Below are 26197 nucleotides of genomic sequence, written 5' to 3' on the forward strand. Positions count from 1 at the left end.
GGCCAGGCTAATCGGATTCGGCCAGGCAAAGGCTGCGCGGGGGTGTTGGAGGTACGGCCGTGGCGGCTCAGGGAGGTGGTGAGTCGGGCGGCAGGTCCGCGTTGCTACCTGTTGCTGCGCGTTGCTACCTGTTGCTGCGCGTTGCTGAAGCAAGGGAGCTGGTTCGTTGTCTTATCGATGCATAGTTCACCCATCGATTCGCTATAGCCTGGCCACAAGTGAACAGCGCATCGACAAGTGCACACGTAGCACCCACAGCGCGCGCATAAGTGGCGCAAAACCATCGACAGGTCACGAGAAACCATCGATAAGTGACCGAACCCTGGCCACAAGTGAAGGATCGCGCTGCCCCGCCCCGCAATGCCTCGGCTCGCGCTGCACTGCCAGGTAATAAAAACAAAAAGACCCGCACCTACAAGGTGCGGGTCTACGTGGTGCGCCCGAAGGGATTCGAACCCCTAACCTTCTGATCCGTAGTCAGATGCTCTATCCGTTGAGCTACGGGCGCGTGTGGCGGAGGCGAGAGGATTCGAACCTCCGGCCCGTCGCAAGACAGGCAACTCCTTAGCAGGGAGCCCCATTCGGCCGCTCTGGCACGCCTCCAAAACCACTGGCATCGATCCCGCTTCAGCAAAGCTGTTCGCCATTGCGTTGGCAAGACCAAATAACCGCAGCCAATCCTACAGAACACAAGAATTGAAAAGCAAAACACCCGCGAAGCCACCGAATACGGCACCACAAATAGCGACCACACCTTGGGATTTTGCGGGGATTTTGTACTGCCCAATCCGGACCATGTTCTACAGTTAGGCCTATGACCAACGATGCATCTTCAGTTCAGCCCAAAACCCGTGCCGACCTCGAACAGGTTCCGGCCTATGTTCCGGGCAAGACTGTGCCCGGCGCGCTGAAGATTGCGTCCAATGAAATGACCCAACCGCCGCTACCCTCGGTGGTGGAGGCCATCTCGCAGACCATCTCTGACCCAACTACCAGTCCGAACCGCTACCCGGACATGGGCGCGGTTGACCTGCGCATTAAGCTCGGCGAACACCTGCGCCTGCCCATGGAGCAGGTCGCGGTCGGCTGCGGCTCCTCCGCTCTGTGCCTGCAGCTTGTGCAGGCCACCTGTGCGGATGGGGATGAGGTCGTGTTCCCGTGGCGCAGTTTCGAGGCCTACCCCATTCTCGCTCGCGTCGCCGGGGCTACTCCGGTGCCGGTGCCGCTGGATGCGCAGGGTCGCAATGACCTCTCAGCTATGGCTGCCGCTATCACCGACCGCACACGTCTGGTTTTCGTCTGTAACCCCAACAACCCAACGGGCACGACCGTCACTCGCGAGGCATTTGCGGAGTTTATGGCGCAGGTTCCGGGCGATGTTGTGGTTGCTCTCGACGAGGCCTACATCGAGCTGGTGGACGAGGCCACTCACGCCGCTACCCCGTTGGCTCATGAGCTGCTGGATACCTACCCCAACCTGGTTGGCTTGCGCACATTCTCCAAGGTCTACGGCCTGGCCGGGCTCCGCGTGGGCTACATGTTCGGTCCGGAGAAGCTTGTGGAGGCCGTGAATAAGGTCGCTATCCCCTTCTCCGTAAACACTCTTGCGCAGATCGCCGCGCTCACCTCGCTAGACGCACAGGAAGAGCTCACCGCCCGCATCGCCGAGGTCCGCGCACAGCGCGTCGCTGTCACCGAGGCCATCAACGCCGCCACCGGCCGCGAGACGGTGCTGCCGAACTCGCAGGCCAACTTCATTTGGATTGGTGAGGATCGGATTGCCGATCTCTCTTTGCTTGACGACGTCTCGGTGGCCACCACCACGGATCTCGGTGACTTCTTGGCGCAGCGCAACATTCTCATCCGCTGCTTTGCCGGCGAAGGTGCTCGCATCACCATCACTACCGAGGAAGAGACCTCGCAGCTGCTGGCTGCGCTAGGAATTGAGCACTAGCAGCTATCGCTCAGCTAGCAGGTGCCGGCGCGGCCAGTGGTTGCGCCACCACTGCGCTCAATCGCCTTTGCGATGCGGTCGAGCATCTGCTGGCCGGTCTCATAGGTGCCGTCGTCAGGCTGGGCTGCGATAGCGACACCAACGAAGGTGCCCGGCTTCTTGCCCGGCAGATAGCCGAACTGCCGCACAAGGTAGACGCCTTCATCATCGGGGCCCCAACCGCCCTTGAAGTGGGCACCGCGGATGCGTCCGAGGCCGTAGGACTGCTCGTCGGCAATCTGCCCCATGAGGTCAGCAACCTTTGGGCCCTCCTCGATGCACTGCAAATTGGCGCCGAAAACGGCTTGGTCGCGCAAATCCCACTGCGTCTGTCCGAAGACGGTGTATTGCGCGCGGATGCGGTCAGTGCCCATGACGGTGCGGGTGTCGTGGCCCTCTCGAAGGATTTTATTGGTGGTCTCGCCTGCGGTCGCGTCATCTCCCAGGGAGTACCACATGGACTCAGCCGCGTCGTTGTCGGAAACCGTGATTGCAGATTCCACCTGCGCGTCCACGCCCAATTGGCGCACATAAGCCACTGCGATTGGCACCTTGGAGGTAGACCAGGCCGGACCAGTTTTGAAATCCCCCGTGGAAACCACTTCGGAATCTTTATCCGGCGTTGCCAGAGCGGCGCCGGCCAAACCACCGAATTCCTTTTGCGCGGACTTCACGGCCTCGACAACTTCGCGAGGCATCTCACCGGGCACAACTTTCCCGCCGGAGGATGCGCCTCCGGGGCCGTCGTCAAGCGAATTGGACAGCGTCGGCGAGGGCATCGACGAGTCGGAGTTGGTGCCGATGGTGCAGGCGCTAAGACCGAGCGTGACGACGGCGGTTGCGGCCAGAGCTACTCGGAGACGTTTAGACAATGTGCACCGTCGCATTCGTACCGCCGGTGCAGGTGACAACCTCACCGTTATCGCGGCAGGTCATGGTGTAAGTCTTGCCAGTTGTTGGGCTGCTAGCGGTGACAGTACCGTTGAGCTTCTTCGTAAGTTGGTACTGCTCAACGAAGGAATTGCGCACGTTGGTGGCAAACGGGCAGGTTGTCGTGTTACCTCCGACATTTTCTGCATATACCAAGTTCAAATCACCCGAATCACCCGAGCCGGAGCAGTGGCGCCAACTCGATGGCGGCTGGAATCCCTCAGCGCGACGCTTCTTCTCAGCGGTCGACGACGTGGAGGAATCCTCAGTTCTAGCGGACTGAACCGACTGGGATGAGTTGCTGCCGGCTGAATTCACTCCCTTCGAATCGGAGAAGTAGAAGAAGGCCATTGCGCCGGCGAGGAGGGAAACCGCAACGAGCGCCAGGACAATAACCGCGATGGTCAGCCCCTTATTGTCATTGCTCGGTGCAGCAGCCGGCCCAGCTTGCGGGCCAGGGACATAGGGGGCGGGGCGGTACGGTTCAGGCTGCTGGGACTGTTGATACTGCTGCAGATACTGCGTTTGCCCCTCAGCCTGCTCCCACTGTGCCCCATCCACAGCGCTCCACGCATTTGCCGGCGTATCTGCAGAGGGCTGATCATCTGACGCGTCCGGATTTATGCTCCACTCACCGAACGAGTCGTCCGAGTGGTTGCTCCGATTCGTTGCCATTGTTCGACCTTTTCCCTCAATACCGTCCGCCAGTTTGACGCTGGGTTTGTATTACAGCAAGACCGAGCTTACCGGTTTTGGCAAATTGCCCGTATTGTTTCAGGCCACAACGGTTTCGGGTCCATGTCATGCAGCTTTTCCACCGAGTGCCCCGGGTTGAAGTGGATTTCAGTTCCTGTATTCAACGAACCGTCGGCAATCGCGTCGGCGCCCCCTTGGCGATGGTGTCATTGACCACCAGTTCCTGAGCATGTGCGATACTGCCGAATCCCGCACATGTCCGCGCATGTCATACCTGCGGCCGGAGAGAATGCAGCAATGCGCGCAATACCGCGGTTACGTACGGTACGACTATCCGTCGCTGACCCCACCACATACGCCAATTTTGAAGACAAATGAAGAAACCCCCCAGTAGAACAACTACCGAGGGTTTCCATCTGCGGAAGCAGGGGGATTTGAACCCCCGGAGGTGTGACCCTCGCTGGTTTTCAAGACCAGTGCATTCGGCCGCTCTGCCATACTTCCAACGACAACATCATAACCGCATACCGCCGTGAGGCAGCAAACGCCCTCATAACACCCCTTGCCAGCACCTTTCGCTAGTCTTCTCATCCCAAACCACACCCCAAGCATCCACCTCTACAGACATAACTATTTTTGCTAATTGCAAAAGAGCTTGAAATACCGCGTGCATAACCAGTTTTTGCATTACCTTTGAAGACTATGAAGGCAATCATTCAGACTGATCTTTCCAACCCCCGCGCCCTGGAATGGGCCGATGCTCCGGAACCGACTCTCGAGGATGGGCAGGTGCTGGTCAAGGTCAAGGCCGCTGGAGTAAACCGCGCTGACCTGCTGCAGGCCGCTGGCCACTACCCGCCACCGAAAGGCGTGACCGACACCCTCGGCCTGGAGTGCGCGGGTGTCATTGAAGAGGTCAAGGGCGACTCTCAGGGCTGGAAAGTCGGCGACGAGGTCTGCTGCCTTCTCTCCGGTGGCGCTTACGCCGAAAAGGTCGCAGTCCCGGCCGGCCAGATTCTCCCACTGCCACATGGCTACTCCTTCACCGAGGCCGCATCTATCGTCGAGGTTGCCTGCACGGTGTTCTCGAATGTCGTGATGATTGCCGGCCTAAAGGAAGGCGATCTACTACTGGTTCACGGTGGCGCGGGTGGCATCGGCACTTTCGCTATTCAGATGGCCAAGCAGCTGGGCGCTCGCGTCGCAGTCACCGCCGGGTCGGCGGAGAAGCTGGCTAAGTGCAAAGAGCTCGGCGCCGACATCCTCATCAATTACAAAGAAGAGGACTTCGAGGAAATCGTCACAGCTGAGGGCGGTGCCAATGTCATTCTGGACATCATGGGCGCAAAGTACCTCGACCGAAACGTCAAGGCCCTGGCGAAGGACGGCCACCTGGTCATCATCGGCATGCAGGGCGGCGTAAAGGGCGAGCTCAACATCGGCCGCCTGCTGAGCAAGCGCGGCTCCATTACCGCCACCGGCCTGCGCTACCGCGATCTAGCTGACAAGGCTCGCATCGTCAACGCCACAGAGGACACCATCTGGCCAATGCTTGCCGACGGCACCGTCACCCCTCAAATTCATGAGGTCATGGATATGCGCGACGCGGCCAAGGCCCACGAACTGCTCGACAGTGGCGCGGTCAGCGGCAAGATTGTGCTGACCGTCTAGTTAGCTGACCGCCTAGTTAACCGAGCGAGGCAACTGCGCGCACAAGCTGGTCAATGTCGTGCGGTGTATTGAACGGCTGGAGGCCGACTCTCACGGCACCTCCAGCCTCAGCGATGCCCATGGCCTCCAGCAGTGGCGATTCGTATGCATCAACAATGCTGGTCACCAGGCCATTATCCAGCAGCCTATCCACGACCACCTTCGCCGACACCCCATCGACGAGGAAGCTAACGCGCGGAATGTGCTGTGCTCGCGACACACTCGCGAAAGAATCATCTTCGGTATCCATGCCGATGATGTACACCCGCGGCAGGGTCATCAGCGCCGCAATCAGGCGCTCCGACAACGTCGTCAAGTAGCGAGAAACCTGCGGCATCGCCGTTTCAATGCGGTGCCTACGCGACCCCCTCGCCGTGCTATCCAGCGATGCCAGGTGCAGCACCGATTCCGACACCCCACCGAGCAGTGCCGGCGACACCGGGGAAACCTCAATCCGCTCGACGCCGCGCGCATTCGGCACATAGCTTAACGACGTCATGCGCTCGAACATCTCGGGATCCTTGAACACCAAAGCTGCGACCTCAGGCCCGCCCAGCACGGAGGCGTCAACCAGCATGATGTCGGCGCCCAGCTTGCTCATCGACACGTCGCGGTAGGCAACAATATCCGAGACATCGACCAACACCCAGGCGTTGGAGTGCTCATGCACCCGCCGAGAAATGTCAGCTACCGGCGCAATGGTGCCAACGAATGGATCCGCGGCCGGGACGACAACAAGGCGAGTGCCCTCGTCTACAAGTTCGTCGAACTGCCAGGAGGGCAACGTACCCGAGGACAAGTCAGCCTCAGCAATGCGGACTTGAGCCCCGTAGAGATTGGCTGCCCGGCGTAGTGGTGCGTGTACGACCTGCGAACCGATGCGAGAAATCACCAGGTTAGAGCCGAGCGTCAAGCGTCGACTCATTGCGGAGGTGAACTGCTCCATGAGCACCTCACGCGAAGAACCCAACACCACACCGGCGACCGGACCGCCAGTGAGGTCTGCAAAAGCCCGGCGCGCACTGGCGGTTAGTTCCGCTGCAGCGGGCACCCCCGAGCTGCGCGACTGGCCATGAGCCCCCGCCCCAGTCTCACCTGGAAGGGACTTCTGCGCATTGCGAAATGCAGAAATCATCGCAGCCTGAACACGTTCGGGCACCTGGGTGCGTTGACCCGCATTGAGGTATGTCCACCCGTCGGAAAGCGACGAGTAAGCACCCCTGGTTGTAGGCACATCGAAGGCCATGAAAACCCTTTCCCGGTTTTGAATTCAAGCTGCGATATCTATTTCAGAATTAACCGTGCAATCACCCACGAATCGAGTGTCCATGCCTCGAACCGTGTATCGCTTGCACATCTTAGTTGGAGCCAATTCTATCGAAGCAACCCCCTATAGGATAATCTTTATCCCTTTTTAGTAGTTGCTTAAAATTGGCTGAACTTTTCCTGCCTGTAGCCATGCGCAAGCACTCCCGATGCGTGAATCATATGCACCAGCCGCAGACCATAAAGCAGTTACAGCGGCGATTGTATGTAAGTTTTCCAGAGTCACATAACCAATCACATAACCAGTTGTGAAACCAGCCTCAGAAGCACCACGTAACCACCAATGACAACCATCCCACGCGACCGTCGTTCGCCGTCATGACGTGGAATAATGGCTCGCCCGGCGCTGTCGGTATTCAATCTAATCCGCCCTTGCTAGTAGTTTGGAGACGTGACTAACGCAGAAAATGATTGCCAATCCGCAGACGCAGCCGACCAGTCTGCCGATACTGTGCGCAATGGCTCCGCTCTCCGCACGGAGGAAACCCTCCGCCGCGACATTGCGCGAATGGTTGACGCAACGGGTGAGGCACCGGCTTTCAAGTCGCGTTCCCGTACCATGGGCGCTGCCTGGCGGGATCTGGCTACCGGCTTTGGCCAGCGCGAACTGTGGCTGCAACTGGGCTGGCAGGACATCAAGCAGCGGTACCGTCGCTCCACGCTTGGCCCGCTGTGGATCACCATTGCCACCGGCGCAATGGCCCTGGCTCTCGGCCTGCTGTACTCGCTGCTGTTCCAGCAGGACCTGGCGTTCTTCCTGCCGCACGTGACCGTTGGTCTGATTATCTGGGGCTTCATCTCCGGCTGCGTGCGCGAGGGCGCAACCGTCTTCATTGAAAATGAAGGCCTCATCAAACAGTTGCCCAGTGCGCTGAGTGTTCACGTCTACAGGCTGGTGTGGCGTCAGTTGCTTTTCCTGGCCCACAACATGGTGATCTGGCTGATTCTCGTGCTGGTCTTCCGTCCGGATTTGGGCTGGAACTTCTTCCTGGTCATCCCCGCGATGGCGCTGCTGGTGGTCAACGGTGTGTGGGTGACGATGTTCTTCGGCATCATCGCTACGCGCTACCGCGACGTGGCACCACTGCTGGATTCCCTAATTCAGCTGGTGTTTTACATGACTCCGATTGTGTGGACCACCAAGACACTGGAGGAACAGGGCGGTGCCGTCGCCGAACGCGCACGCATCGCAGAGATCAATCCCCTGTTCCACTACCTGGAAATCATCCGCGCCCCACTGACCGGCCAGCCGGTGGATACCTACCACTGGTGGGTCGTCCTTGCCTGCACCGCAGTTGGCCTGCTGCTGGCACTCGGGGCCATGCGCCTGTGGCGCTCCCGCGTGAGCTACTGGGTTTAGGCCGCAAAGGCCGTCGTAAAGCGAATAGAACTAGCAAGGGATAAGCATGGTCAGCATTGATACTTACAACGCGTGCGTTGACTTCCCCATTTTCGACGCCAAATCGCGGTCGATGAAGAAGGCGTTCCTCGGCGCCGCGGGTGGTGCGATTGGCCGCAATGACTCCAATGTCGTGGTCATTGAGGCGCTGAAGGACATCAACATCCATCTGCGTGAGGGCGACCGCGTCGGCTTGGTAGGCCACAACGGAGCGGGTAAGTCCACGCTGCTGCGACTACTGTCGGGAATCTATGAGCCCACGCGCGGTGCCGCCGATGTGCGCGGGCGTGTGGCTCCGGTGTTCGACCTCGGTGTCGGCATGGACCCGGAGATCTCCGGCCTGGAAAACATCATCATCCGTGGCCTGTTCCTGGGGCAGACGCGCAAGCAGATGAAATCCAAGCTCGACGAAATCGCAGAATTCACCGAACTCGGCGATTACCTGCACATGCCCTTGCGCACTTACTCCACCGGTATGCGCGTGCGTCTGGCGCTCGGTGTGGTCACGTCCATTGAGCCGGAGATTCTGCTTCTCGACGAAGGCATCGGAGCCGTCGACGCCGCATTCATGGCGAAGGCCCGAACGAAGTTGACCGAATTGGTCGACCGCTCCGGTCTGCTGGTGTTTGCGTCGCACTCGAATGAATTCCTGGCGCAGCTGTGTGACACGGCACTGTGGATTGATCACGGTACGGTTCGACAGGCAGGGCTTGTCGACGAAGTGGTCGAAGCCTACGAAGGTAAAGAGGCCGCCGACCAGGTGCGCAACGTGCTCGCGCAGCGCAGGTAGCAGCTTCGCGGGGAGCTGGGCGCGGGTCCATAGTGGCCAAGCGGGCGGCTCGCGAGCAGATTGCGGGCGGAGCGGGTGGTTGGCGAATTGCTCACCCGGAGCAACATGGCAAGATAGACAGCAATAAAAACAGTAATAAACGGTACGTCCCCGATGGAGAACGAAGTGAGCGAAAACTCGGCTGACCACCCAAAGCACGATGAGGCAGCAACGGCCGCAATCGTGGTGACTCACAACCGCATCGAGGACCTGCGTCAATCGCTTCCCATCGTTGCCAGCCAGACCCACATGCCGAAATGGCTCATCATCGTCGACAACGGCAACGACCCGAAGGTCAAGGAGCTCGCTGAGCAGGTGGCGGCGCAGCAGTCGTCGGAAAGCGGATCGGCGCCGGAAATTCACTACCTCGGCTCCAAGACGAACCTGGGCGGCGCTGGTGGTTTCGCACTGGGCATGCTGACTGCGCTGTCGCTGGGCGCGGAGTGGATTTGGTGCGCCGATGATGACGGGCGCCCGGAGGACTCCTACGTGCTGAAGGCGCTGCACAGCTGCGCGCGACGTCACCAGCTCGACGCTGTCTCGCCGGTGGTCTGCGACATTAAGGCCCCGAACAAGCTGGCATTCCCCCTGCGCCGCGGGCTGGTGTGGCGCCGTCATCGCGAAGAGCTTTTCGAAAGCGGCATCAACCCCAAACTCCCGGAAGTACGCGACTCCGAGGGCACGAAGTGGTTCACCAACTTCGCAGATCAGAAGGCTGCGACCGGGCTCGAACTGCCTAGCGACCTCGAGACCATCGACGGCAACCACGACCTCCTGCCCGGCATCGCATCCCTGTTCAACGGCGCGCTGTTTAGCGCCCGCTCGCTGGAACAGCTCGGCGTTCCCGACTACCGCCTATTCATCCGCGGCGACGAGGTCGAATTCCACCGCCGCCTGGTCCGCTCCGGCCTCCGGTTCGGCACATGCTTGACGACGGCCTACCTGCACCCCTCCGGCTCGGGTGAATTTGTGCCCATTCTCGGCGGCAAGATGCACACGCAGTACCCGACCAATGACTTCAAGCGCTACTTCACCTACCGCAACCGCGGCTACCTGATGAGCCAGCCCGGCATGCGCAAGCTCATGCCACAGGAGTTCCTGCGCTTCGGCTGGTTCTTCCTGGTCCAGCGTCGCGATGTCCGCGGCTTCTACCGCTGGTTCAAGCTTTTGAAGCAGGGGCGCGCAGAGAACTTCGAGCGCTTCGATCCGAAGTCGAAGTAGTTCGGGCTGGGGCGCTGGGGAGGGCGCTGGGGCTGCTTGCTGGGGGGCTGGCTGGGGGGCTGGCTGGCGTTGCGGCGCTGGGGCTGGTGGGGCCGAGGTTGCGCTGGCCTGCATATTTGACCTCGCCCGGGTCATCTAGTCCGCATTTCGAGTGCTCAGCTCGCAAAAGCGTTACCTAACCCCTGGTTCCCTTCTACTCCACTGACATATCGATGAGGTATTCACTCATCGATGCGCTACAGCCTGCGCATAAGTGAATAGTCCTACGATAAGTGCGCGGGCCAGGACAACAGCGTGGCCATAAGTCCTGAAATGTCATCGACAAGTGGCGGGAAGTTGGCCATAAGTGAGCACGACGGCCAAAAAGCGTCGATGAGTCTTGAAAACCGTCGATGAGTGAAGTGAAACTGGCTATAAGTCGCTGGAAATCCGAGCCAGCCCGCTCGAAATCGTTCCAAGTCCGGTCAGCACAATTGCGACAGGTCAGCAACTGAACCTAGCTGGAGTCGCGAGAGGTCGGTGCATTTTCCAGAAGCTGCAAACGCTGCTTACGCTGCTGGATTCTGGACTCACGGAGCTGCCGATCTTTATACGGGACAGTGGCTTGACGAAAACGCCCAACTTCGGACGAAAATACCAACCCACCTGCCTGAATGCGCTGCCTCTGCCGAATAGCGAACTGTCGCAAGACCTCCACGCAGTCCCCATTAATGACCTGTGACCATTGGAAGCGGAGTACATCTAAGTGGAGGTTCCTCAGACGCTTCTCACGAGCTTGCTCCTCCAGAAGTACAGTCTCCGTAGCCGCTACCCCACCACCGGAATACTTAGTCAGCCCATCGAACTCAATGATCAAATTCAGATGAGGCACATAGAAATCGACGCGCCCAATGAATCCTTCACTGTCATAGAACTCGACTTGCTGCATGAGCACGCATTTTTCGTCGTAAAGCGTGGCAATTCCTGAGTCGATTATGCATTTCTTTGTGATTGACTCACCGATGGTTTCGCTGTGTTCACTGGCAGTTCCGAGTAGCTCACGGGCACGACGGGTTCCCGGCGAGCGTGGGTAATTTGTGAGGACCGTATGCAATTCTTCGAGCTCACACCACTGCCGTAGTGCGGTGTCAACGATGATTGGCCCGTTTTCGGACTCGGCGGAGCGGCAGATATCGATGACGGTTTTCGGCACATCGGTAACGTAGCGCCCACCAATGCGAACGATGTCTTGTTCGAGAATCTTGCCACCGACATGGCGCAATCCGCCGCCGGGTCGGCGCAGGCCGGAATTGGCAAGCGCGATTGTGGCATTTCGAACAAGCAACGGGATGCCATGCAGCGCAGCGGCTGCTTCGCCTGTGATAACTGTCCCGGAGCCCGGTTTGACCAGTGCCTTTATCTGCAGTTGAAAACGTTCGAATGCTGACAAAGCATTCCAGCGAGAGCAATCAATGTAGGTGCCATACGCCAGCCTGAGCAGGGATTTATCTCGAATATTTGTGCTTTCGACGTGCCCGTGCAGATTATCCAGCTCTGACTTGGCACTGACATATTCACAAGGATGCTTGATTTGCTTCTGCGCAGCGGCCTGAATAAGGCCATCGGAATCGTAAGTCCAGGTAGGCATTGGTTTGGACACACTCCCCGAGGTCGGCTACAGGCATTCACACATTGGAATTAGTGCCTTCATTTATGGCCGACTCCGTGAAAATTGGCAGCAGAAAAGCCGCCGAATTGCCCTTATCTGTGGACAATTTGGCGACTGTGGATAACTGCGTAGAAGCTAATTCAGGCTAATTCCGCGGCGCATTCTCGAGGACGATTCCAGAAGGAACTCCCGGGTCAGATGGCCAGTAGTATTCGTCATCGGCGAAGGTAATTGTTGTGCGCTCACCATCGTTGTGCAGAGCGGGATTAATCACGGCTGTCTTAATCTCGCGCGTATCCGGCCCGCCTTGCCCAGATAGCTTCGCCGTTACCTCGGTCGGTTGATCCAAAACCAAGATGGCATAGGGGCCTTTATCCTGCGCACCAGGATTTGGGTCCTGTCGCTGCTCATAGGCAAGAACCTCCGCTCTGGTCTGAAACACTTTCACGGTTCCCGTGAGCGAATTGGCTCCAGACGTTGTCGCCGAAGAATCCGAGTCCGAAGTCCCGGACGCTCGCGAATGAGACCCCGAATCAGACCCAGACCCCGAGGCCTGCTGCCCCGACGTCGGATTCGGGCCACCATCGTCCCCAACACTGCCGCCAGCACCGTTGTCATCAGCAGCCACGGCATTGCTTTCGCTTGACGACGACACACTGCCCTCGGCAACCCCCGCACCACTATTTCGATCCCTGGAGACCTGGAGGGAAAGGAACAGCGCCAACCCCAGGACAATTAGGACCAACAACACCAATATGGCGATGAGCTGTTTGCGCGTCTTGTCACCTGGGTTAGACGTGGGCGAAGGCATAGTCATGACCGTAAAGCTACTCGCCTTGGAAGAACTTTTCCCAGTTGTCTTCGCTGGTCAAAGATGGCACGGCAGCACGCCACTGCTTCGCCAGGTCGTCCCACTTGGAGGACAGTTCGCGCATGAGGCTGATGGTCTCGGCACGCATGGACTTTTCCTTATCCAGGTCGCGGACCAGGTGACGCACACCGTTCTGGGAAGCATCGGTGACCCAGACATCGTCGAAGGTGGAAATGTGCCACCAGAAGGCGTCCTCGAAGGCCACAGCCACCGGACCCGGGCGCTTCTTGCCCATCTGGGTGTACGCAAGCCGCTTTGCCATCGTCTTGTTTTCGCTGGAGATTTCGTGTGACGGTGGGCGAACCGGAGTCAGACCACCCGGCATCTCGTGCATCGGCAGCAGCTCGGTCTCCGGGAAGTTCTTTCGACCAGCAGAAATGCGTGCGAAGTCGCCCTGCGATGCGTTCTTCAGCACCTCCGGGCCACGCAGCAGGTCACGAACAGCTTCCATCTGCGTCCAGGCCAGGCCGTAGCGCATAGAGACCAGGTTCGAGAGGATTCGTCGTGAAGCGACGTTGACCATGTCCTTCGCGGTGACGTCGCCGTGCATGGTGGCGGCGATGAGGGAGTTGCGCAGGCCGAAGTACTGGGCGGCGTTTTCGATGTCCTTCCAATAGAAATCGGCGTGCCAGACGGCTGCGCCCGGAATGGTGTCGGTCGGGTAACCGGCCTTGGCAGCACGGAAACCGTAGTCGATGTCGTCGTACTGGAAGAACAGCGGCAGCGCCAGGCCAATCTTTTTAATGACCTCGGACGGCACCAGGCAGGTCCACCAGGCGTTGTAGTCAACACCCAGGCGACGCAGCTGGTGGTACTTGCGCACGTCCACGTCGGCGTAACCGAACTTGGGGTCGTTCTCCTCGACGGTCAGCGCCTTCCAGTTGTAGGTCTCGCCGGTGCGGAAGAGACTGGTCGGGTTGAACAGGAAGAGCATCTGCGCGCCGAGCAGCATCGGCTTTTCCGCGCACACGGCCAGAGCGGATAGGCGCAGGGTGGTTTCGGGTTCGGGCCGGATGTCGTCGTCGGTAAGCAGCACCATGCAGTCGCCCGCAGCGGTGGCATCGCGCATGCCGCGGGAGAAACCGCCGGCGCCGCCGAGGTTCGGCTGGTGGACGACGTTCAGGCGCTCGCCGAGGATCTCCTTGGCCCAGATGAAGTCAGCTTCGTCGGCTGGGTGCTGTTCGCCCTGGTCAACGACACGGATGGTGCGAACGCGCTCAAGGGCTGGCAGGTCCTCAGCCAGCGTGGCGACGGTTCGAGCACAGTCAACCGGTCGGTTGTAAGAACAAATGACCAGGTCAGTCGGAATATCACGCTTGATAGCCGACTTGGGCACAACATAGCGGACATCGGAAATCTTTGCGCCTGCGTCCTCGGTGTCGAAGCGCAGGTGAATGGCACCGCCATCGGCGAAGCAGTCCAGCGGGACGGTCAGGCGCACCTCTTCATTGGCAGAACCCGACATCGGCGAGTGTTCACCGGTCCAGTTGCCGTCGGCATCCGAGCCGCCCGCTGCCCAGGAGTCCTCCAAGCGGAGGTGGCCCCCAATATCCTCGGTGTAGGCCAGCACACGCGCGGAACCGACCACGCGCGCGCGGATTTCGACCTGCTTAATTGAGGTCCAGCGCTGCCAGTAAGAGGCTCTGAAGCGACCGAAGTAGGTGTCAGTGCGCACTACGGTGTGGCGACCGAGCGTGATCGAGTTACGGGTGGCCTGCACCGAGCTGTCGTAGGCGCCAACGCCTTCGACTCGGTAGTACAAATCCGGCTCCACCCAGTCTGCGGGCGGAGCAAACAGCACGCGCTGAATAGTCAGCATGTCAACATCGGTTTCGGCGGTCAGCTGAGTGGATTCCTTATTAGAAGCAGTCGAAGTCACGTCCCCCAGCGTATCGCGCTATTTCACACGGAAGATGAATACACGCTGAATGATGAAGTTAATTACCGTCGCAACGCCCTGCGCGACAACGAATGCGCCGAACTGTGCCCACTGCGCGTTCCAGCCCCAGGATTCGACGAGCCAGGGCTGCAACACGTTGAAAATACCGACCTGCGTGGCGTAAGTGATCAGGTACAGCACCGCAACTGCCAGCACCTTCTTCGCCGAGGACTTCGCCTTGAAGGTCCAGCGGCTGTTAATGATGTACGCCGTAATCGTGCCGAAAACCCAGCCGACCGTCTTGCCCCAGAAGTTGGTCGCCCCGAAGACGTTGAGCATGATGAACGTCAGGCCGAAGTCCACCACCGCCGCGATGACGCCGGAGATGATAAAGCGCATCATCTGCACTTTCAGTCCGTGCTCGTCCTTGGTCTCCGTCGCCATCGGCACTGCGGCCGAGTCCTCTACGACAAAGCCATTTTCGTGGGAGCCGTTTCCGAGCTTGCCGTTTTCACGGTTCGTGTTTTCATTTGCTGTTTCATTCGCTGACACGCCTAGAAATTCTAGGCCACCGGCCAGCTAACAAACAGCCAGCGCGAACATGAAGAGGCAATAAAGAGGAGAAACGAACTAACGCCGCAGCGCCTCACGCAGCAGATCCAGCCGCTCCACTGGCGAGAGCGCATCCTCCCCAGCTAGGCCCAACGCACTCATCTCCGCCCAGCTAGCCGCCGCCAATTCCTCCACATCCTCGCCGGATAGCGGGATGCCCTCGTCGCTCTCCCAACCGAGGCGCTCCATGACATGCGCCGCCACATCATGCCGCAGCTCATCCGAGGTCAGCGCCGCCAAACACAGCAGCTCCACCAACGCCGCATCGTGCCCGGCTGGGTCTTTCTCGGCGTCCTCTATAGGCAATGCACGCAATCGCTTGACGACGCTCTCCCCCGCCTCCCCGGTCAATTCCAGCGCGGTTGATTCCGACCTCTGCAGGTCCAGAGCCTGTAACAGGGGCACGAATTCAAACACCCCCGACCTCTCGATGATGTCCACGACATCGGCACGAGCGGTGGCCAACGTATTTTGAATAGAGTCCCGTCCGGTCAATTCCCTATTGATTGCGGCAATATCTACCGGCTCCTCCGCGTCCACATCCCCCAGTGCGCGGATAGCACCCGAGCCACCGATGCACAGGGCATCCGGTGTGGCCTCATCGCGGGCAAAAGCTTCTCTGACCTGCAAGGTATGTTCCCACAGGCCCCACTGCCAGATAAGGGTATCGCCGGGACTTTGCAGCACCTCGGCAACTGTGGTGGATAAGGGAACATCGACGACTTCGCCCGCTGCGGGTCTGCCGCCAGTCACCAGCTGCGCCACAGACTCCACCGCAGAGCCGGGCAAATGGAACTTCGTCGGCACGCTTTCGTCGCCCCACCCAAAGATGACCGCTAACACGCGGGACAGGCTTCGCAGATCCATCTGGTCATTGACCCCGAAGACGCGGTGGGCACTGCACGGTTCTTCCTCTAAAGAGGCACCGATAATGAGCGTGGCCGGTTCCGTGGCCACGCGAACGCCTGGGAAGGCGACTACGTTATCGGTCTGTGCTGCCATACTTCACAGCGTACGCAGGAAAAACAAGGTGGCCTGGATAGCAAAAACTCGCTACAATGCGCGCGTTTTTACCAGCGGAATCTGGCGCGGCTCCGCGCCCCACGGCTCTGCCAAGTACTTGCGACGCAGGCGCTGCGACTCCACAGCCATCCACTGCGCCACCAGCTCTTCTACCCCGCGGGCAAGCCCCAGCACCGGTCCTGCGACTTTTTCGCCAACATGCGGAAAATCAATGACCTCCACGTCGTTGACCTTGGGAAACCGCGGCTCCGTCAGATTTCCCTTGCCGGGCTTGGCCTTCTCTTCCTTCGCGGCGGCGCGCAGCTGTCCGATGTGGTCACGAATACCGGCCACCGATGCTGGCAGGTCCACCACCGTGGCCCCCGCCTGCTCAATCGCCTGCGATAGCAGGTCCGCCCCCTCAGCCCCCTCAGCACTCTCAGCTGAAGCGTCACCGTCACCATCGCCCGCGGTCACAGTTGCAACAAAGCAACCGGTGAGCAGATTGGTGGCGGTCTCCAGGGCTCCGTCGTCAAGCGGATCCACCAGCCATGCACCCGACAACCTCTCGCCTGCAAAGGACGGCGAGAGCTCCACATGCCAAATGACAACGGGCGATGTGGAACTACATACGGCAAGGGTCTGCGGAGTAGCAGCGGGCGTGGACGTCATGAGGTTGATGGTATCGCGAGTGACGGATTCGAAGCGGGGTAGCCTGTATCGCATGTTCGACTTTTTTAAGAAGAAGCCGCGCGAAACCATCAACATGGCCGCCGAGTACACCAATACCCCGCTGTCGAACCAGATGGTCATGCTGTTCGCCGAGGAACTGCCCATCCTCGACAGCACAGAGCGCGCACAGGTCTACCGCGCACTCGAGGCCTACGACGGCCCGCAGATCACCTCGCAGGAAATGCTGCCGGAAGAGATCCGAAAAATTATGGATCTATAGCCCCTCCGTACATTTCGCTCGCTTTCCGACGGCCCGTGCGCGGCCTCAAGCGTGACCAACACCTCGGAGCGTCACGGGCGACGGAGCCGGTGCAAGGGGGTAGCCTAGCCTTGATGTCCACTAACACTAACGGCAAGTCCAGCACCGATGCTTCGAACGGTGCCTACGGAGCCGTACACACAGAAGCCAGGACCCTAACCGGTTGGGGTCGTACTGCCCCCGCTAAGTCCCAGGTGCTGTCGACGCCGGACTTGGATGAAATCGTTAACGCCGTCAAGGCTGTCGCAGACCAGAACTCCGACAAGCCTGCCCACCTGCGCCGCGGTGTGATTGCCCGCGGTATGGGCCGCTCCTACGGCGACCCCGCCCAGAACTCGGGCGGTCTTGTCATCGACATGCAGAAGCTCAACAAGATTCACTCCATTGATCAGGAGTCGGCGATTGTTGATGTCGACGGCGGTGTCACGCTGGATCAGCTGATGAAGGCTGCACTGCCCTACGGCCTGTGGGTACCGGTACTGCCGGGTACTCGCCAGGTGACCATCGGTGGTGCCATTGGTCCGGATATTCACGGTAAGAACCACCACTCCGCAGGTTCTTTCGGCAACCATGTGCTGTCGATGGAGCTGCTGGTCGCTGACGGCCGCATCCTGCACCTCGAGCCGGAGGGCTCCGCAGATGATCCGGACGGCAAGCTGTTCTGGGCAACTGTCGGCGGCATGGGCCTGACCGGCATTATTGTCCGCGCTCGGATCAAGATGACCAAGACCGAGACGGCCTACTTCATCGCCGATGGCGACATGACCCACACTCTGGACGAGACCATCGAGTTCCACTCCGATGGCTCCGAGGAGAACTTCACTTACTCCTCCGCGTGGTTCGATGCCATCTCGCCGGAGCCGAAGCTGGGACGCGCCGCAATCTCCCGCGGTTCGCTGGCAACCCTGGCTCAGCTGGAGGAATACGCCCCGAAGCTGGCCAAGGACCCGCTGAAGTTCAACGCTCCGCAGCTGGTGACCGTGCCGGATATCTTCCCGTCCTTCACCATGAACAAGCTGACCATGATCAGCATTGGTGAGCTGTGGTGGCTGAAGTCCGGTACCTACCGGAACCAGGTGCAGAACCTCACGCAGTTCTACCAGCCACTGGATCTCATCGGTGAGTGGAACCGCGGCTATGGCTCCAAGGGCTTCCTGCAGTACCAGTTCGTTGTTCCGCGCGAGGCCGTCGAGCCGTTCAAGGAGATTGTCCGCGATATCCAGCGCTCCGGCCACTACTCGGCACTGAATGTGTTCAAGCTGTTCGGCGAGGGTAACCGCGCTCCGCTGTCTTACCCGATGCCGGGTTGGAACGTCTGCGTGGACTTCCCAATCAAGCCGGGTCTCGGCCAGTTCCTGGACGACCTCGACCGTCGCGTCATGGAGTTCGGTGGCCGCCTCTACCTGGCCAAGGAGTCGCGCACTTCCGCCGCTAACTTCCACCAGATGTACCCCGAGATGCAGAGCTGGCTGGACACCCGCAATGAGATCGACCCGCACGGTGTCTTCGCCTCTGACATGTCTCGTCGCCTGGAACTGCACTAAGACAACCGAGAGGATTTGAGCCCCAATGATTAATGCTGTAGGCGCTGCCCAGTCCATCCTGCTGCTCGGCGGCACCAGTGAAATCGGTCTGGCGATCACCGCCGAGTTCCTGAAGAAGGGCCCGGCCAAGGTCATCCTGGCTTCCCTGCCCAACGATCCGCTGCGTGAGGCCTCCGCTGAGAAGATGAAGGCCGCCGGCGCTTCCGAGGTGGTCACCCTCGACTTCGACGCAACGGACTTCGACTCCCACCCGGAGGTCGTCGAGAAGGCATTTGCCGACGGCGACGTGGATATCTGCATCGTCGCGTTCGGCATGCTTGGCGACGCCGAGGAGCTCTGGCAGAACCAGCGCAAGGCCGTCCTGGCTGCGAACATCAACTACACCGGCGCGGTGTCGATGGGTGTTCTGGTTGGTCAGAAGTTCAAGGCGCAGGGCCACGGCCAGTTCATTGCCATGTCCTCCGTCGCTGGTGAGCGCGTGCGTCGCTCCAACTTTGTCTACGGTTCCACCAAGGCCGGCCTGGATGGTTTCTACCTGAACCTGGGTGAGGCCCTGGAGGAGTACGGCGTCAAGACCCTGGTTATCCGCCCGGGTCAGGTCCGTACCCGTATGTCCGCTGATGTGGACGAGGCGCCACTGACTGTGAATAAGGAAGATGTCGCCAAGCTCGCGGTGAAGTCCGTCGAGGCCGGCAAGACCCTGGTCTGGGCTCCGCCAGCATTCCAGCTGGTGATGATGGTGCTGAAGCACATTCCGCGCCCGATCTTCAAGAAGCTGCCGATTTAAAAGTGGGGTTCGAGGGACTTGATAGAACTCGGCGGGGCTTGACGGGCTGACGTACCCACCTTTAGCTCCGCCGTTCGTCGGAGTCCGGTTCCTGTGCAAAACTTGAGGGCATGGTAGACAAGCAGGCCGAAACCTCGAGCGCTGACACCACGGGTGCCGACAACACTAGCGCCAACACAACGGGCGAACGATCCTATAGTGAGCTGGTTGACGAAGATCGCTACGAGATCTTCAATGATGACCAGCTCTCCCTCAAGGCTGCCCTCCTCTACCTGGTCGCAGCGCTTGTGGGCGGTTCGGTTATCGCTCTAGCGTCCTGGTTTGTGTTCCACCGCCTGTCACTGCCGGCCTTTGGCGGCTCGCAGCTGACCAGAGCGGTCGCAACAGCGCTGATTGTCATCACGCTGACGCTCACCACCGTCCTGCTGTATTTCTTCGCCACCAAGGGCAAAGACAATCGCCCCAGGTGGCTAACGTGGTTGACGTACCTGATGGCTTACATGTCACCGGCCATTCTGGTGGTCTCTGCCGTCGGCCTGCCGCTGAGCTCGACCAAGCTGTGGCTGGACGGCCTTTCTGTCGACCAGGAGTTCCGCACTGAATACCTCACCAGGATGGCCGCGGAGCCTGGCCTGCATGACATGTCGTACATCGACATCCCGTCTTTCTACCCCGCTGGTTGGTTCTTCCTGGGCGGACGCCTGGCCAATATCCTGGGCATTGCCGGCTGGGAGGTCTTCCAGCTCTGGGCGTTGATGACACTCGCCGCTGCTGGCTGTGTTTTGATTCCGGTGTGGCAACGCCTGAGTGGCTCCCTGCCAGTAGCCACTGGCATTGCGCTGACAACCACGGCCGTCGCCCTGGCCACTGTCGCCGATGAGCCCTACGCCGCAGTCGTTGCTATGGGTCTTCCGGCGATGACCGTGATGGCCTGGCGCGGTCTCACCGGCGCTTGGTCCGCTATGTTTGGCGTGCTCGTCTTCCTGGGTATTTCTGCGACTTTCTACACTCTTTACACTGCCGTAGGCGCGCTTATTGTGGTCGTGTTGGCCGTGGTCGCGTGGACGTCGTCAAGCTCGTGGATGCCTGTAGTGCGCCTGATCATTATGGGCGTGGGATCGATGCTGATTGCGGCGACGGCGTGGGGTCCGTACATGCTGGCGGTTGCAACGGGGGCACCGCGCTCGGGCGCGACAGCGACGCATTACCTGCCGCCGGAGGGCGCGCAGCTGCCTTTGCCGATGCTCGCCGCCAGCGTGATCGGTGTGCTGTGTTTCATCGGTGTCGTGCGCATGCTGGTCAGCGCTACAGAGCCGGATGCGCGCGCGCTCGGCCTGGGCACGCTGGTGCTCTACGGCTGGGTAGTGGCCTCGATGGTGGCGACACTGCTCGGACGCACGCTGCTGGGGTTTCGCCTCACCGCACCGATTACGTTCATGTTGATTGCGGCTGGTGTGGTTGCGCTTGCCGACGCCCGTCTCAACGGCATCGAGAAGTACTGGCCGCAGGCGGCACCAGCTCACATTGCCAAGCGTGTTTCCGCGGTAATGGCGGCAGTCTTGCTGCTGGCGGGCATTGGCTACGCGCAGTCGATTCCGAATAAGTTGCATGGCGCCATCGACTTGGCGCATACCGACACCGACGGTAACGGCGAGCGCGCGGACCGCTTCCCACCGAATGCCGGGGCGTGGTACTCAGCGGTGGACCAAACGCTGAAGGAGGCTGGGCTCGATCCGGCCCAGACAGTGGTGCTGACGGATGAGAAGAATTTCCAGGCACTCTATCCCTGGTACGGATTCCAGGCACTGACCAGTCACTACGCTAACCCTCTGGGTGAGTTTGACCGCCGTAATCAGGCATTGGAGGAATGGTCGGAGATTCGCGACCCCGATGAGCTCGTGCAGGCAATGGACGAAACGCCGTGGCGCGGACCAGATGCCATTGTGCTGCGAGGCGAGGTTGAGACGCCTGATGGCGAGGATGCCGCTCCGCTGACGTTGGATATCGCGGATGATATCTATCCGAACAATCCGAATGTGGTCTTCCGGAGCCTGAATTTTGCCCGCTCTGCGTTTGAGAAGCACTGGGAGCTAAACCAGGTCGGCCCGTTTGTAGTGGCGGTTCGCAAGTAGGTATTGGCAAGTAGGTATTAGGCGGCTATTCCCTGTCGCAAACGTGATTCCTGTTACTAATGTGGAAACTGTGATGTAACTTTCGCGTTGCAAACTCAAAGAAAAAGGCCAATTACCGTAGTATCTTTCCTTGTGACTGCCGAAACTAAAGAAATCAAAGAAAGTGTCGACGGTTCACCCGAAGTGACCATCGACCGCGTGGAGAGACCGCCTATGGACGGCCCCTCTCCTACGACACTGACTCGTTGGACAGCGATTATCGCTGGAATCGTCGGTTTCATTTGCTTTGTCATCACACCGTTCCTCCCGGTCGTGAATACTCAGTCCTCCGTGTCTTGGCCTCAGCGCGACACACTGAACTCAGTGGATGCACCGCTTATGGCGCAGGCACCGTTGGATCTGAGTGTCGATCTTCCTCTGTCGCTGACGGATGAACTTTCCGACAAGCGGACAACCCTGTTGTCGACTATCCCGCCGACCGCGGATAAGCCGACCAAACGGGGCTTGATGGTGCGTTCGGGCAAGGACGGCCTCGACGTCATTCTGCGCGATAGCGTGGTGATGAGCCTGGATAAGAAGGAGCTTGCCAGCAACAAGGGCAAGATCCTGGAGATCCGCTCAAACGAGCATGAGACCACCGTCAATATCGACGGCGCCAAGAACTCAGATGGTGAGAAGCTCACCGCCACGACACACGGCGATTACCGTCCGCAGGTCACCGGTATCTACACTGACCTGCCCGCTGACGGCGACGTGGCCAAGGCCGTAGCCGATGGGCTCGATGTCCACATGAACATCGACTCCCGCTACACCTCACACCCGACAGTGGTGAAGTACATCGTCATGTACTTGGGCCTGCTTCTGACGCTGGCTTCCCTGGTCGCGTTGGCTCGCATTGACCGTATCGACGGTTCCCCCTTCACTCCGCTGTTCAAGCACGGTGCGTTGAAGCCAACTCCGCTGGACATCCTGGTTGGCACGATTTTGGTTGTTTGGCACTTCATCGGTGGCAACACCTCCGATGACGGTTACATCTTCACCATGGCGCGCGTCTCCGACGAGTCGGGCTACATGGCGAACTACTACCGTTGGTTCGGCGCGCCTGAGTCCCCGTTCGGCAGCCCTTACTACGACCTGCTGTCGCTGATGGTGAAGGTGTCCACCTCGTCTCTGTGGATGCGACTTCCTGCGCTGCTGTCCGCACTGCTGGTGTGGTTCATTATTTCCCGAATGGTTATCCCGCGCCTCGGCGAGAAGATTGCCCAGCGCCGGGTGGCCTACTGGTCTGCTGCTGGTGTGCTGTTGGCCTTCTGGCTGCCGTACAACAACGGGCTGCGCCCGGAGCCGGTCATTGCTCTGGGATCCCTGCTGACCTGGGTATTCATCGAGCGCGCAATTCTAACTCGACGCCTGCTGCCAGCTGCAGTCGCAGTGGTTATCGCCACGCTGGCACTGGGCTCGGGCCCAACGGGTCTAATGGCAGTTGCCGCCCTGCTCGCAGGCATCCCGATGCTGGTGCGCATTGTCGTTGAGCGCCATAAGGCTCTCGGTGGTGGTTGGCAGGCCCCACTAATGCAGATTGCACCGTTCCTGGCTGCGGGCACCGCGATCTTGGTCGGTGTCTTCGGCGACCAGACTTTGGCCACGGTCCGCGAGTCCATTCGCGTCCGCAGCATCATCGGCCCGTCGGAGCCTTGGTACAACGAGTACGTCCGCTACTACTGGCTGGTGCTGCAGTCCGTCGACGGCGCCTTCCCGCGTCGTTTCCCGGTTCTGATTGCACTGGCATGCTTGACCATCACGATTGCCGCGCTGCTTCGTCACCGCACCGTTCCGGGGGCTCTGGCCGGCCCGTCGGCACGTCTGGTGTTCATGTTCATCGGCACCATGTTCTTCCTGACCTTCACGCCGACAAAGTGGACGCACCACTTCGGCGTGTACGCGGGCATCGCGGCTTCCCTGGCAGCACTTGCCGCCATGGCCATTAGCCATTGGGTAGCAGGTAACCCACGCAATCAGCTGTTCTTTGCCGGTGGTATCACCTTCATCCTCGCTTTCTCGCTGATGGGTATTAACGGCTGGTGGTATGTGTCGTCCTACGGTGTGCCGTGGTTCGACAAGACCATTCAGTTGCGCGGCCACCAGCTGGGTTCAGCAGTATTGGCTCTGGCCTTGCTACTGCTGCTGGCTGGTGCCGTAATGAACTTCGTCCAGGAGTTCCGCACCAAGCCGAAGTCGCAGGAAAAGTCGGCACGCGCACGCCGCATCAATGCAGTTGCATCGTCCCCGATTGCGGTGACGACGCTGCTGGTGACGATGTTCATGGTGGCTTCACTGGGCAAGGGCGCAGTGTCGCAGTACCCGGCATACTCGGTCGCCGCGGGCAATATCCGCTCCTTGGCTGGTCAGACATGTAATCTGGCGAGCGATGTGCTGATGGAAACCGATCCGAACGATGGCTTCCTGAATACCGTCGATGGCAAGCCGCTGGCGGAATCGCTGCGCGGTGGCGGTAAGAACCGTGGCTTCGACCCGAACGGCGTTCCGTCAAACATGAAGGCCGAAGCTGTGGACACCAGCCAGAGCCAGGCAAGTACTGCCGACACTGATGATCAGTCTACTGATCCGGAAGCCACAGTTGAGGGCGGTTCCGCGTCAGGCACCGACGGCGGCAAGCGCGCCGACAAGGGTGTCAACGGCTCGCAGGTCGAGCTGCCATTTGGCTTGGATCCGGATAAGGTGCCGGTGCTCGGCTCTTACTCCGAGGACATTCAGCGTCCCGCAAACCTGGAAACTTCCTGGTTCCAGCTGCCTGAGATTGATGAGGACCACCCGCTAATCGCCGTATCGGCGGCCGGCCGTATCTTCCACCACGACATCAACGGTGTGGCTCAGCAGGGTCGCAAGCTGGTGGCACAGTACGGTCGCGAGGGCGGCGACGAGGATGGCTTCGAGGTTCTCTCCGAGGCGGAGCCGATTGATATCGGCCCTGCTCCGACCTGGCGTAACCTGCGCTTCCTGACCGAGGAGATCCCAGAGGGAGCCACCGCTGTGCGCCTGGTCGCGGAGGACAACGATGTCTCCGAGGATCAGTGGCTGGCACTGACCCCTCCTCGCCTGGCCGAGCTGCAGCCAATGACCGATGTCATTTCGCCGGAAACTGCGACTATCCCGGACTGGCCGGTTGCCTTCCAGTTCCCGTGCCAGCGTCCGTTCGACCACTACGCCGGTGTCGCAGAGCTTCCGGAGTACCGCATCACTCCGGACCGTGGTCTGAAGGTCGTCGGCGCAGATGTTTGGCAGTCGGTCGATGGCGGTGGCCCGCTCGGATTCTCCGACGCTGTGAATGAGGCTACGTCCGTACCGACTTACCTCAAGAACGACTGGCGCCGCGACTGGGGTTCCGTCGAGAAGCTCTCGCCGCGTCCGAATAAGGACAAGGTCAAGCCGGATGTCGCCGAAATTGAGTATGAAGATATCACTCGCTCGGGTCTATACTCGCCCGGGAAGATGATTGTGAAGGATCCCTAGGCGAAGGAGCCTCGGTGCGTCCTTCACCTAAGGAGCCCGAGTGACTGCACAAACCCGTTCCATCGTTGTCGCCGCAATGGTTGTGACTGACCCGGTGGGGCGGGTTTTGTGCGTTCGTAAGCGGGGCACGGATACGTTCATGCTGCCCGGCGGCAAGTTCGAGCCGGGTGAATCCGTCGATCACCCGGAGGTCACCGCCGCTCGCGAGGTCTCCGAGGAGCTCGGCGTGGACATCGAGCTATCGCAGTTGCGTCCGTGGAATATTGCCCGTGCAGCCGCTGCCAACGAGGCGGGCTTCGAGGTCGTCGGCCACCATGTGCGCTATGTCGGTGAGTTCACCGATGAGCTGGTGAACGTTCAGCCTCACGCCGAAATCGAAGAGGTACGCTGGCTCGATCCCTGGCTACCGACCGGGAGAATCGCGCCCATGCTGGTCGAAACCACGCTGCCGAAGCTCCGCGAAGAGCTGCCCCAGCTTGCCGCTGGCCGTGAGCAGCCACAGCGCGCACTATCGTCGCTGACTGTTTTCTGCGGCTCTGGCTTCGGCAACGACCCCGCCTGGCGCGTCACCGCCGAACGCCTCGGCCAGGCACTCGCGGAAAATCGGGTGGAGCTCGTCTACGGTGGCGCGGCGATTGGTCTTATGGGCACGGTTGCTAACGCGTCGCTTGACGACGGCGGCAGTGTCACCGGTGTCATCCCCGAGGTCCTGGTCAAGAAGGAAATCGCCCATCCGCGGCTGACTCACCTGGAAACTGTTGCGACTATGGCCGATCGAAAGTCGCGCATGTATGAACTCGGCGATGCTTTTGTTGCGCTCCCCGGCGGTGCGGGCACGCTGGAAGAGTTCTTCGAGGTGTGGACCCAGCAGCACCTGGGGATTCATGCCAAGCCGGTGGCGTTGCTGGGACCTTCGGGCTTCTGGGAGCCCCTGCTGGTGCTACTGCGCAATGTTGTGGATGCGGGCTTTGTGCGGCCGGAGCTTCTCGATGCGCTTATCGTCGTCGACGACGTCGACAAGCTCCTGCCGGCGTTGATTGCGTGGCGTGCGGGGCGGACGAAGTTTTAGCCTGTTCCCAGCCCCCCCCCACAACAC

The 26197-nt window shown here is 60.0% G+C and carries 20 protein-coding genes and 3 tRNA genes; 11 read left to right on the forward strand and 12 right to left on the reverse strand.

Translation table 11 applies throughout. The annotated features are described in order from the left end of the window. Nucleotides 1–432 precede the first annotated feature (432 nt). Nucleotides 433–508: transfer RNA gene (locus tag I6J19_RS02370), tRNA-Arg, on the reverse strand. A gap of 3 nt (nucleotides 509–511) precedes the next feature. Next, a tRNA-Ser gene (locus I6J19_RS02375) sits at nucleotides 512–603 on the reverse strand. Between the two features lie 211 nt (nucleotides 604–814). Here I6J19_RS02375 and I6J19_RS02380 point away from each other — a divergent pair. Beyond that, nucleotides 815–1954 (forward strand): histidinol-phosphate transaminase, encoded by a 1140-nt coding sequence (locus tag I6J19_RS02380; RefSeq protein WP_038627297.1) that lies wholly within the window; start codon nucleotides 815–817, stop codon nucleotides 1952–1954. Nucleotides 1955–1968: 14 nt separating this feature from the next. Here I6J19_RS02380 and I6J19_RS02385 read toward each other — a convergent pair whose 3' ends face one another. The 3 genes from I6J19_RS02385 to I6J19_RS02395 all read right to left on the reverse strand — a co-directional run bounded on the left by I6J19_RS02385 (nucleotide 1969) and on the right by I6J19_RS02395 (nucleotide 4123). After that, entirely contained in the window at nucleotides 1969–2865 is an 897-nt protein-coding gene (locus tag I6J19_RS02385; RefSeq protein WP_038627288.1) for a hypothetical protein, read from the reverse strand. Further along, nucleotides 2858–3598 carry a hypothetical protein gene (locus I6J19_RS02390; RefSeq protein ID WP_038627286.1) on the reverse strand — a complete coding sequence of 247 codons (741 nt, stop codon included), beginning with the start codon at nucleotides 3596–3598 and terminating at the stop codon, nucleotides 2858–2860. Before I6J19_RS02390 ends, I6J19_RS02385 begins: the two co-directional genes overlap by 8 nt. Before the next feature lie 440 nt (nucleotides 3599–4038). Then, nucleotides 4039–4123 (reverse strand) — tRNA-Ser (locus I6J19_RS02395). Between the two features lie 198 nt (nucleotides 4124–4321). Between I6J19_RS02395 and I6J19_RS02400 the strand changes: the two genes are divergently transcribed. Next, nucleotides 4322–5290, forward strand: a complete 969-nt coding sequence (locus I6J19_RS02400; RefSeq protein ID WP_038627285.1) for an NAD(P)H-quinone oxidoreductase — start codon at nucleotides 4322–4324, stop codon at nucleotides 5288–5290. Nucleotides 5291–5306: 16 nt separating this feature from the next. On the opposite strand, the gene I6J19_RS02405 is transcribed toward I6J19_RS02400, so the two are convergent. Further along, a complete protein-coding gene (locus I6J19_RS02405) occupies nucleotides 5307–6575 on the reverse strand; it encodes an aminotransferase class V-fold PLP-dependent enzyme (protein WP_038627283.1) in 1269 nt (422 codons plus the stop codon). 471 nt (nucleotides 6576–7046) lie between these two features. On the opposite strand from I6J19_RS02405, the gene wzm reads away from it, so the two are divergent. The 3 genes from wzm (at nucleotide 7047) to I6J19_RS02420 (ending at nucleotide 10104) form a co-directional block, all read left to right on the forward strand. Beyond that, nucleotides 7047–8015 (forward strand): galactan export ABC transporter permease subunit Wzm/RfbD, encoded by a 969-nt coding sequence (gene wzm / locus I6J19_RS02410; protein WP_038627281.1) that lies wholly within the window; start codon nucleotides 7047–7049, stop codon nucleotides 8013–8015. A 46-nt stretch (nucleotides 8016–8061) separates the two neighbouring features. Continuing rightward, nucleotides 8062–8844, forward strand: coding sequence for a galactan export ABC transporter ATP-binding subunit Wzt/RfbE (wzt, locus tag I6J19_RS02415; protein ID WP_038627279.1), 783 nt, complete (start codon nucleotides 8062–8064; stop codon nucleotides 8842–8844). Nucleotides 8845–8997: 153 nt separating this feature from the next. Beyond that, nucleotides 8998–10104 carry a glycosyltransferase gene (locus tag I6J19_RS02420; RefSeq protein ID WP_049181268.1) on the forward strand — a complete coding sequence of 369 codons (1107 nt, stop codon included), beginning with the start codon at nucleotides 8998–9000 and terminating at the stop codon, nucleotides 10102–10104. Between the two features lie 496 nt (nucleotides 10105–10600). Here I6J19_RS02420 and I6J19_RS02425 read toward each other — a convergent pair whose 3' ends face one another. From I6J19_RS02425 to I6J19_RS02450, 6 genes are all read right to left on the reverse strand, one after another. Further along, complete coding sequence (locus tag I6J19_RS02425) at nucleotides 10601–11731, reverse strand: PDDEXK family nuclease (RefSeq protein WP_038627277.1); 1131 nt, start codon at nucleotides 11729–11731, stop codon at nucleotides 10601–10603. Between the two features lie 166 nt (nucleotides 11732–11897). Then, complete coding sequence (locus tag I6J19_RS02430) at nucleotides 11898–12569, reverse strand: hypothetical protein (RefSeq protein WP_038627275.1); 672 nt, start codon at nucleotides 12567–12569, stop codon at nucleotides 11898–11900. A gap of 10 nt (nucleotides 12570–12579) precedes the next feature. Continuing rightward, complete coding sequence (locus I6J19_RS02435) at nucleotides 12580–14502, reverse strand: glycosyltransferase (protein WP_187402529.1); 1923 nt, start codon at nucleotides 14500–14502, stop codon at nucleotides 12580–12582. An 18-nt stretch (nucleotides 14503–14520) separates the two neighbouring features. Beyond that, nucleotides 14521–15054, reverse strand: coding sequence for a GtrA family protein (locus tag I6J19_RS02440; protein WP_038627272.1), 534 nt, complete (start codon nucleotides 15052–15054; stop codon nucleotides 14521–14523). A 78-nt stretch (nucleotides 15055–15132) separates the two neighbouring features. Then, the gene (locus I6J19_RS02445; protein WP_038627270.1) at nucleotides 15133–16116 is read right to left on the reverse strand and encodes a plasmid pRiA4b ORF-3 family protein; all 984 of its coding nucleotides are present in this window, start codon (nucleotides 16114–16116) and stop codon (nucleotides 15133–15135) included. Between the two features lie 51 nt (nucleotides 16117–16167). After that, nucleotides 16168–16788 carry a hypothetical protein gene (locus tag I6J19_RS02450; protein ID WP_235191222.1) on the reverse strand — a complete coding sequence of 207 codons (621 nt, stop codon included), beginning with the start codon at nucleotides 16786–16788 and terminating at the stop codon, nucleotides 16168–16170. A gap of 52 nt (nucleotides 16789–16840) precedes the next feature. On the opposite strand from I6J19_RS02450, the gene I6J19_RS02455 reads away from it, so the two are divergent. From I6J19_RS02455 to I6J19_RS02480, 6 genes are all read left to right on the forward strand, one after another. Further along, nucleotides 16841–17068: a hypothetical protein gene (locus tag I6J19_RS02455; RefSeq protein ID WP_038627265.1), complete on the forward strand. Its 228-nt coding sequence runs from the start codon at nucleotides 16841–16843 to the stop codon at nucleotides 17066–17068. Nucleotides 17069–17181: 113 nt separating this feature from the next. Continuing rightward, nucleotides 17182–18651, forward strand: coding sequence for a decaprenylphosphoryl-beta-D-ribose oxidase (locus tag I6J19_RS02460; protein WP_005510894.1), 1470 nt, complete (start codon nucleotides 17182–17184; stop codon nucleotides 18649–18651). A 25-nt stretch (nucleotides 18652–18676) separates the two neighbouring features. After that, nucleotides 18677–19438 (forward strand): decaprenylphospho-beta-D-erythro-pentofuranosid-2-ulose 2-reductase, encoded by a 762-nt coding sequence (locus tag I6J19_RS02465; protein WP_038627263.1) that lies wholly within the window; start codon nucleotides 18677–18679, stop codon nucleotides 19436–19438. A 110-nt stretch (nucleotides 19439–19548) separates the two neighbouring features. Then, entirely contained in the window at nucleotides 19549–21570 is a 2022-nt protein-coding gene (locus tag I6J19_RS02470; protein ID WP_038627261.1) for a galactan 5-O-arabinofuranosyltransferase, read from the forward strand. Nucleotides 21571–21702: 132 nt separating this feature from the next. Beyond that, on the forward strand, nucleotides 21703–25101 hold the full coding sequence (locus I6J19_RS02475) for an arabinosyltransferase domain-containing protein (protein WP_038627258.1): 3399 nt from the start codon (nucleotides 21703–21705) through the stop codon (nucleotides 25099–25101). 40 nt (nucleotides 25102–25141) lie between these two features. Beyond that, a complete protein-coding gene (locus I6J19_RS02480) occupies nucleotides 25142–26170 on the forward strand; it encodes a TIGR00730 family Rossman fold protein (protein WP_038627257.1) in 1029 nt (342 codons plus the stop codon). The last annotated feature ends 27 nt before the right edge of the window (nucleotides 26171–26197 follow it).

The sequence above is a fragment of the Corynebacterium amycolatum genome (assembly GCF_016889425.1).
Taxonomy (GTDB): Bacteria; Actinomycetota; Actinomycetes; order Mycobacteriales; family Mycobacteriaceae; genus Corynebacterium; species Corynebacterium amycolatum.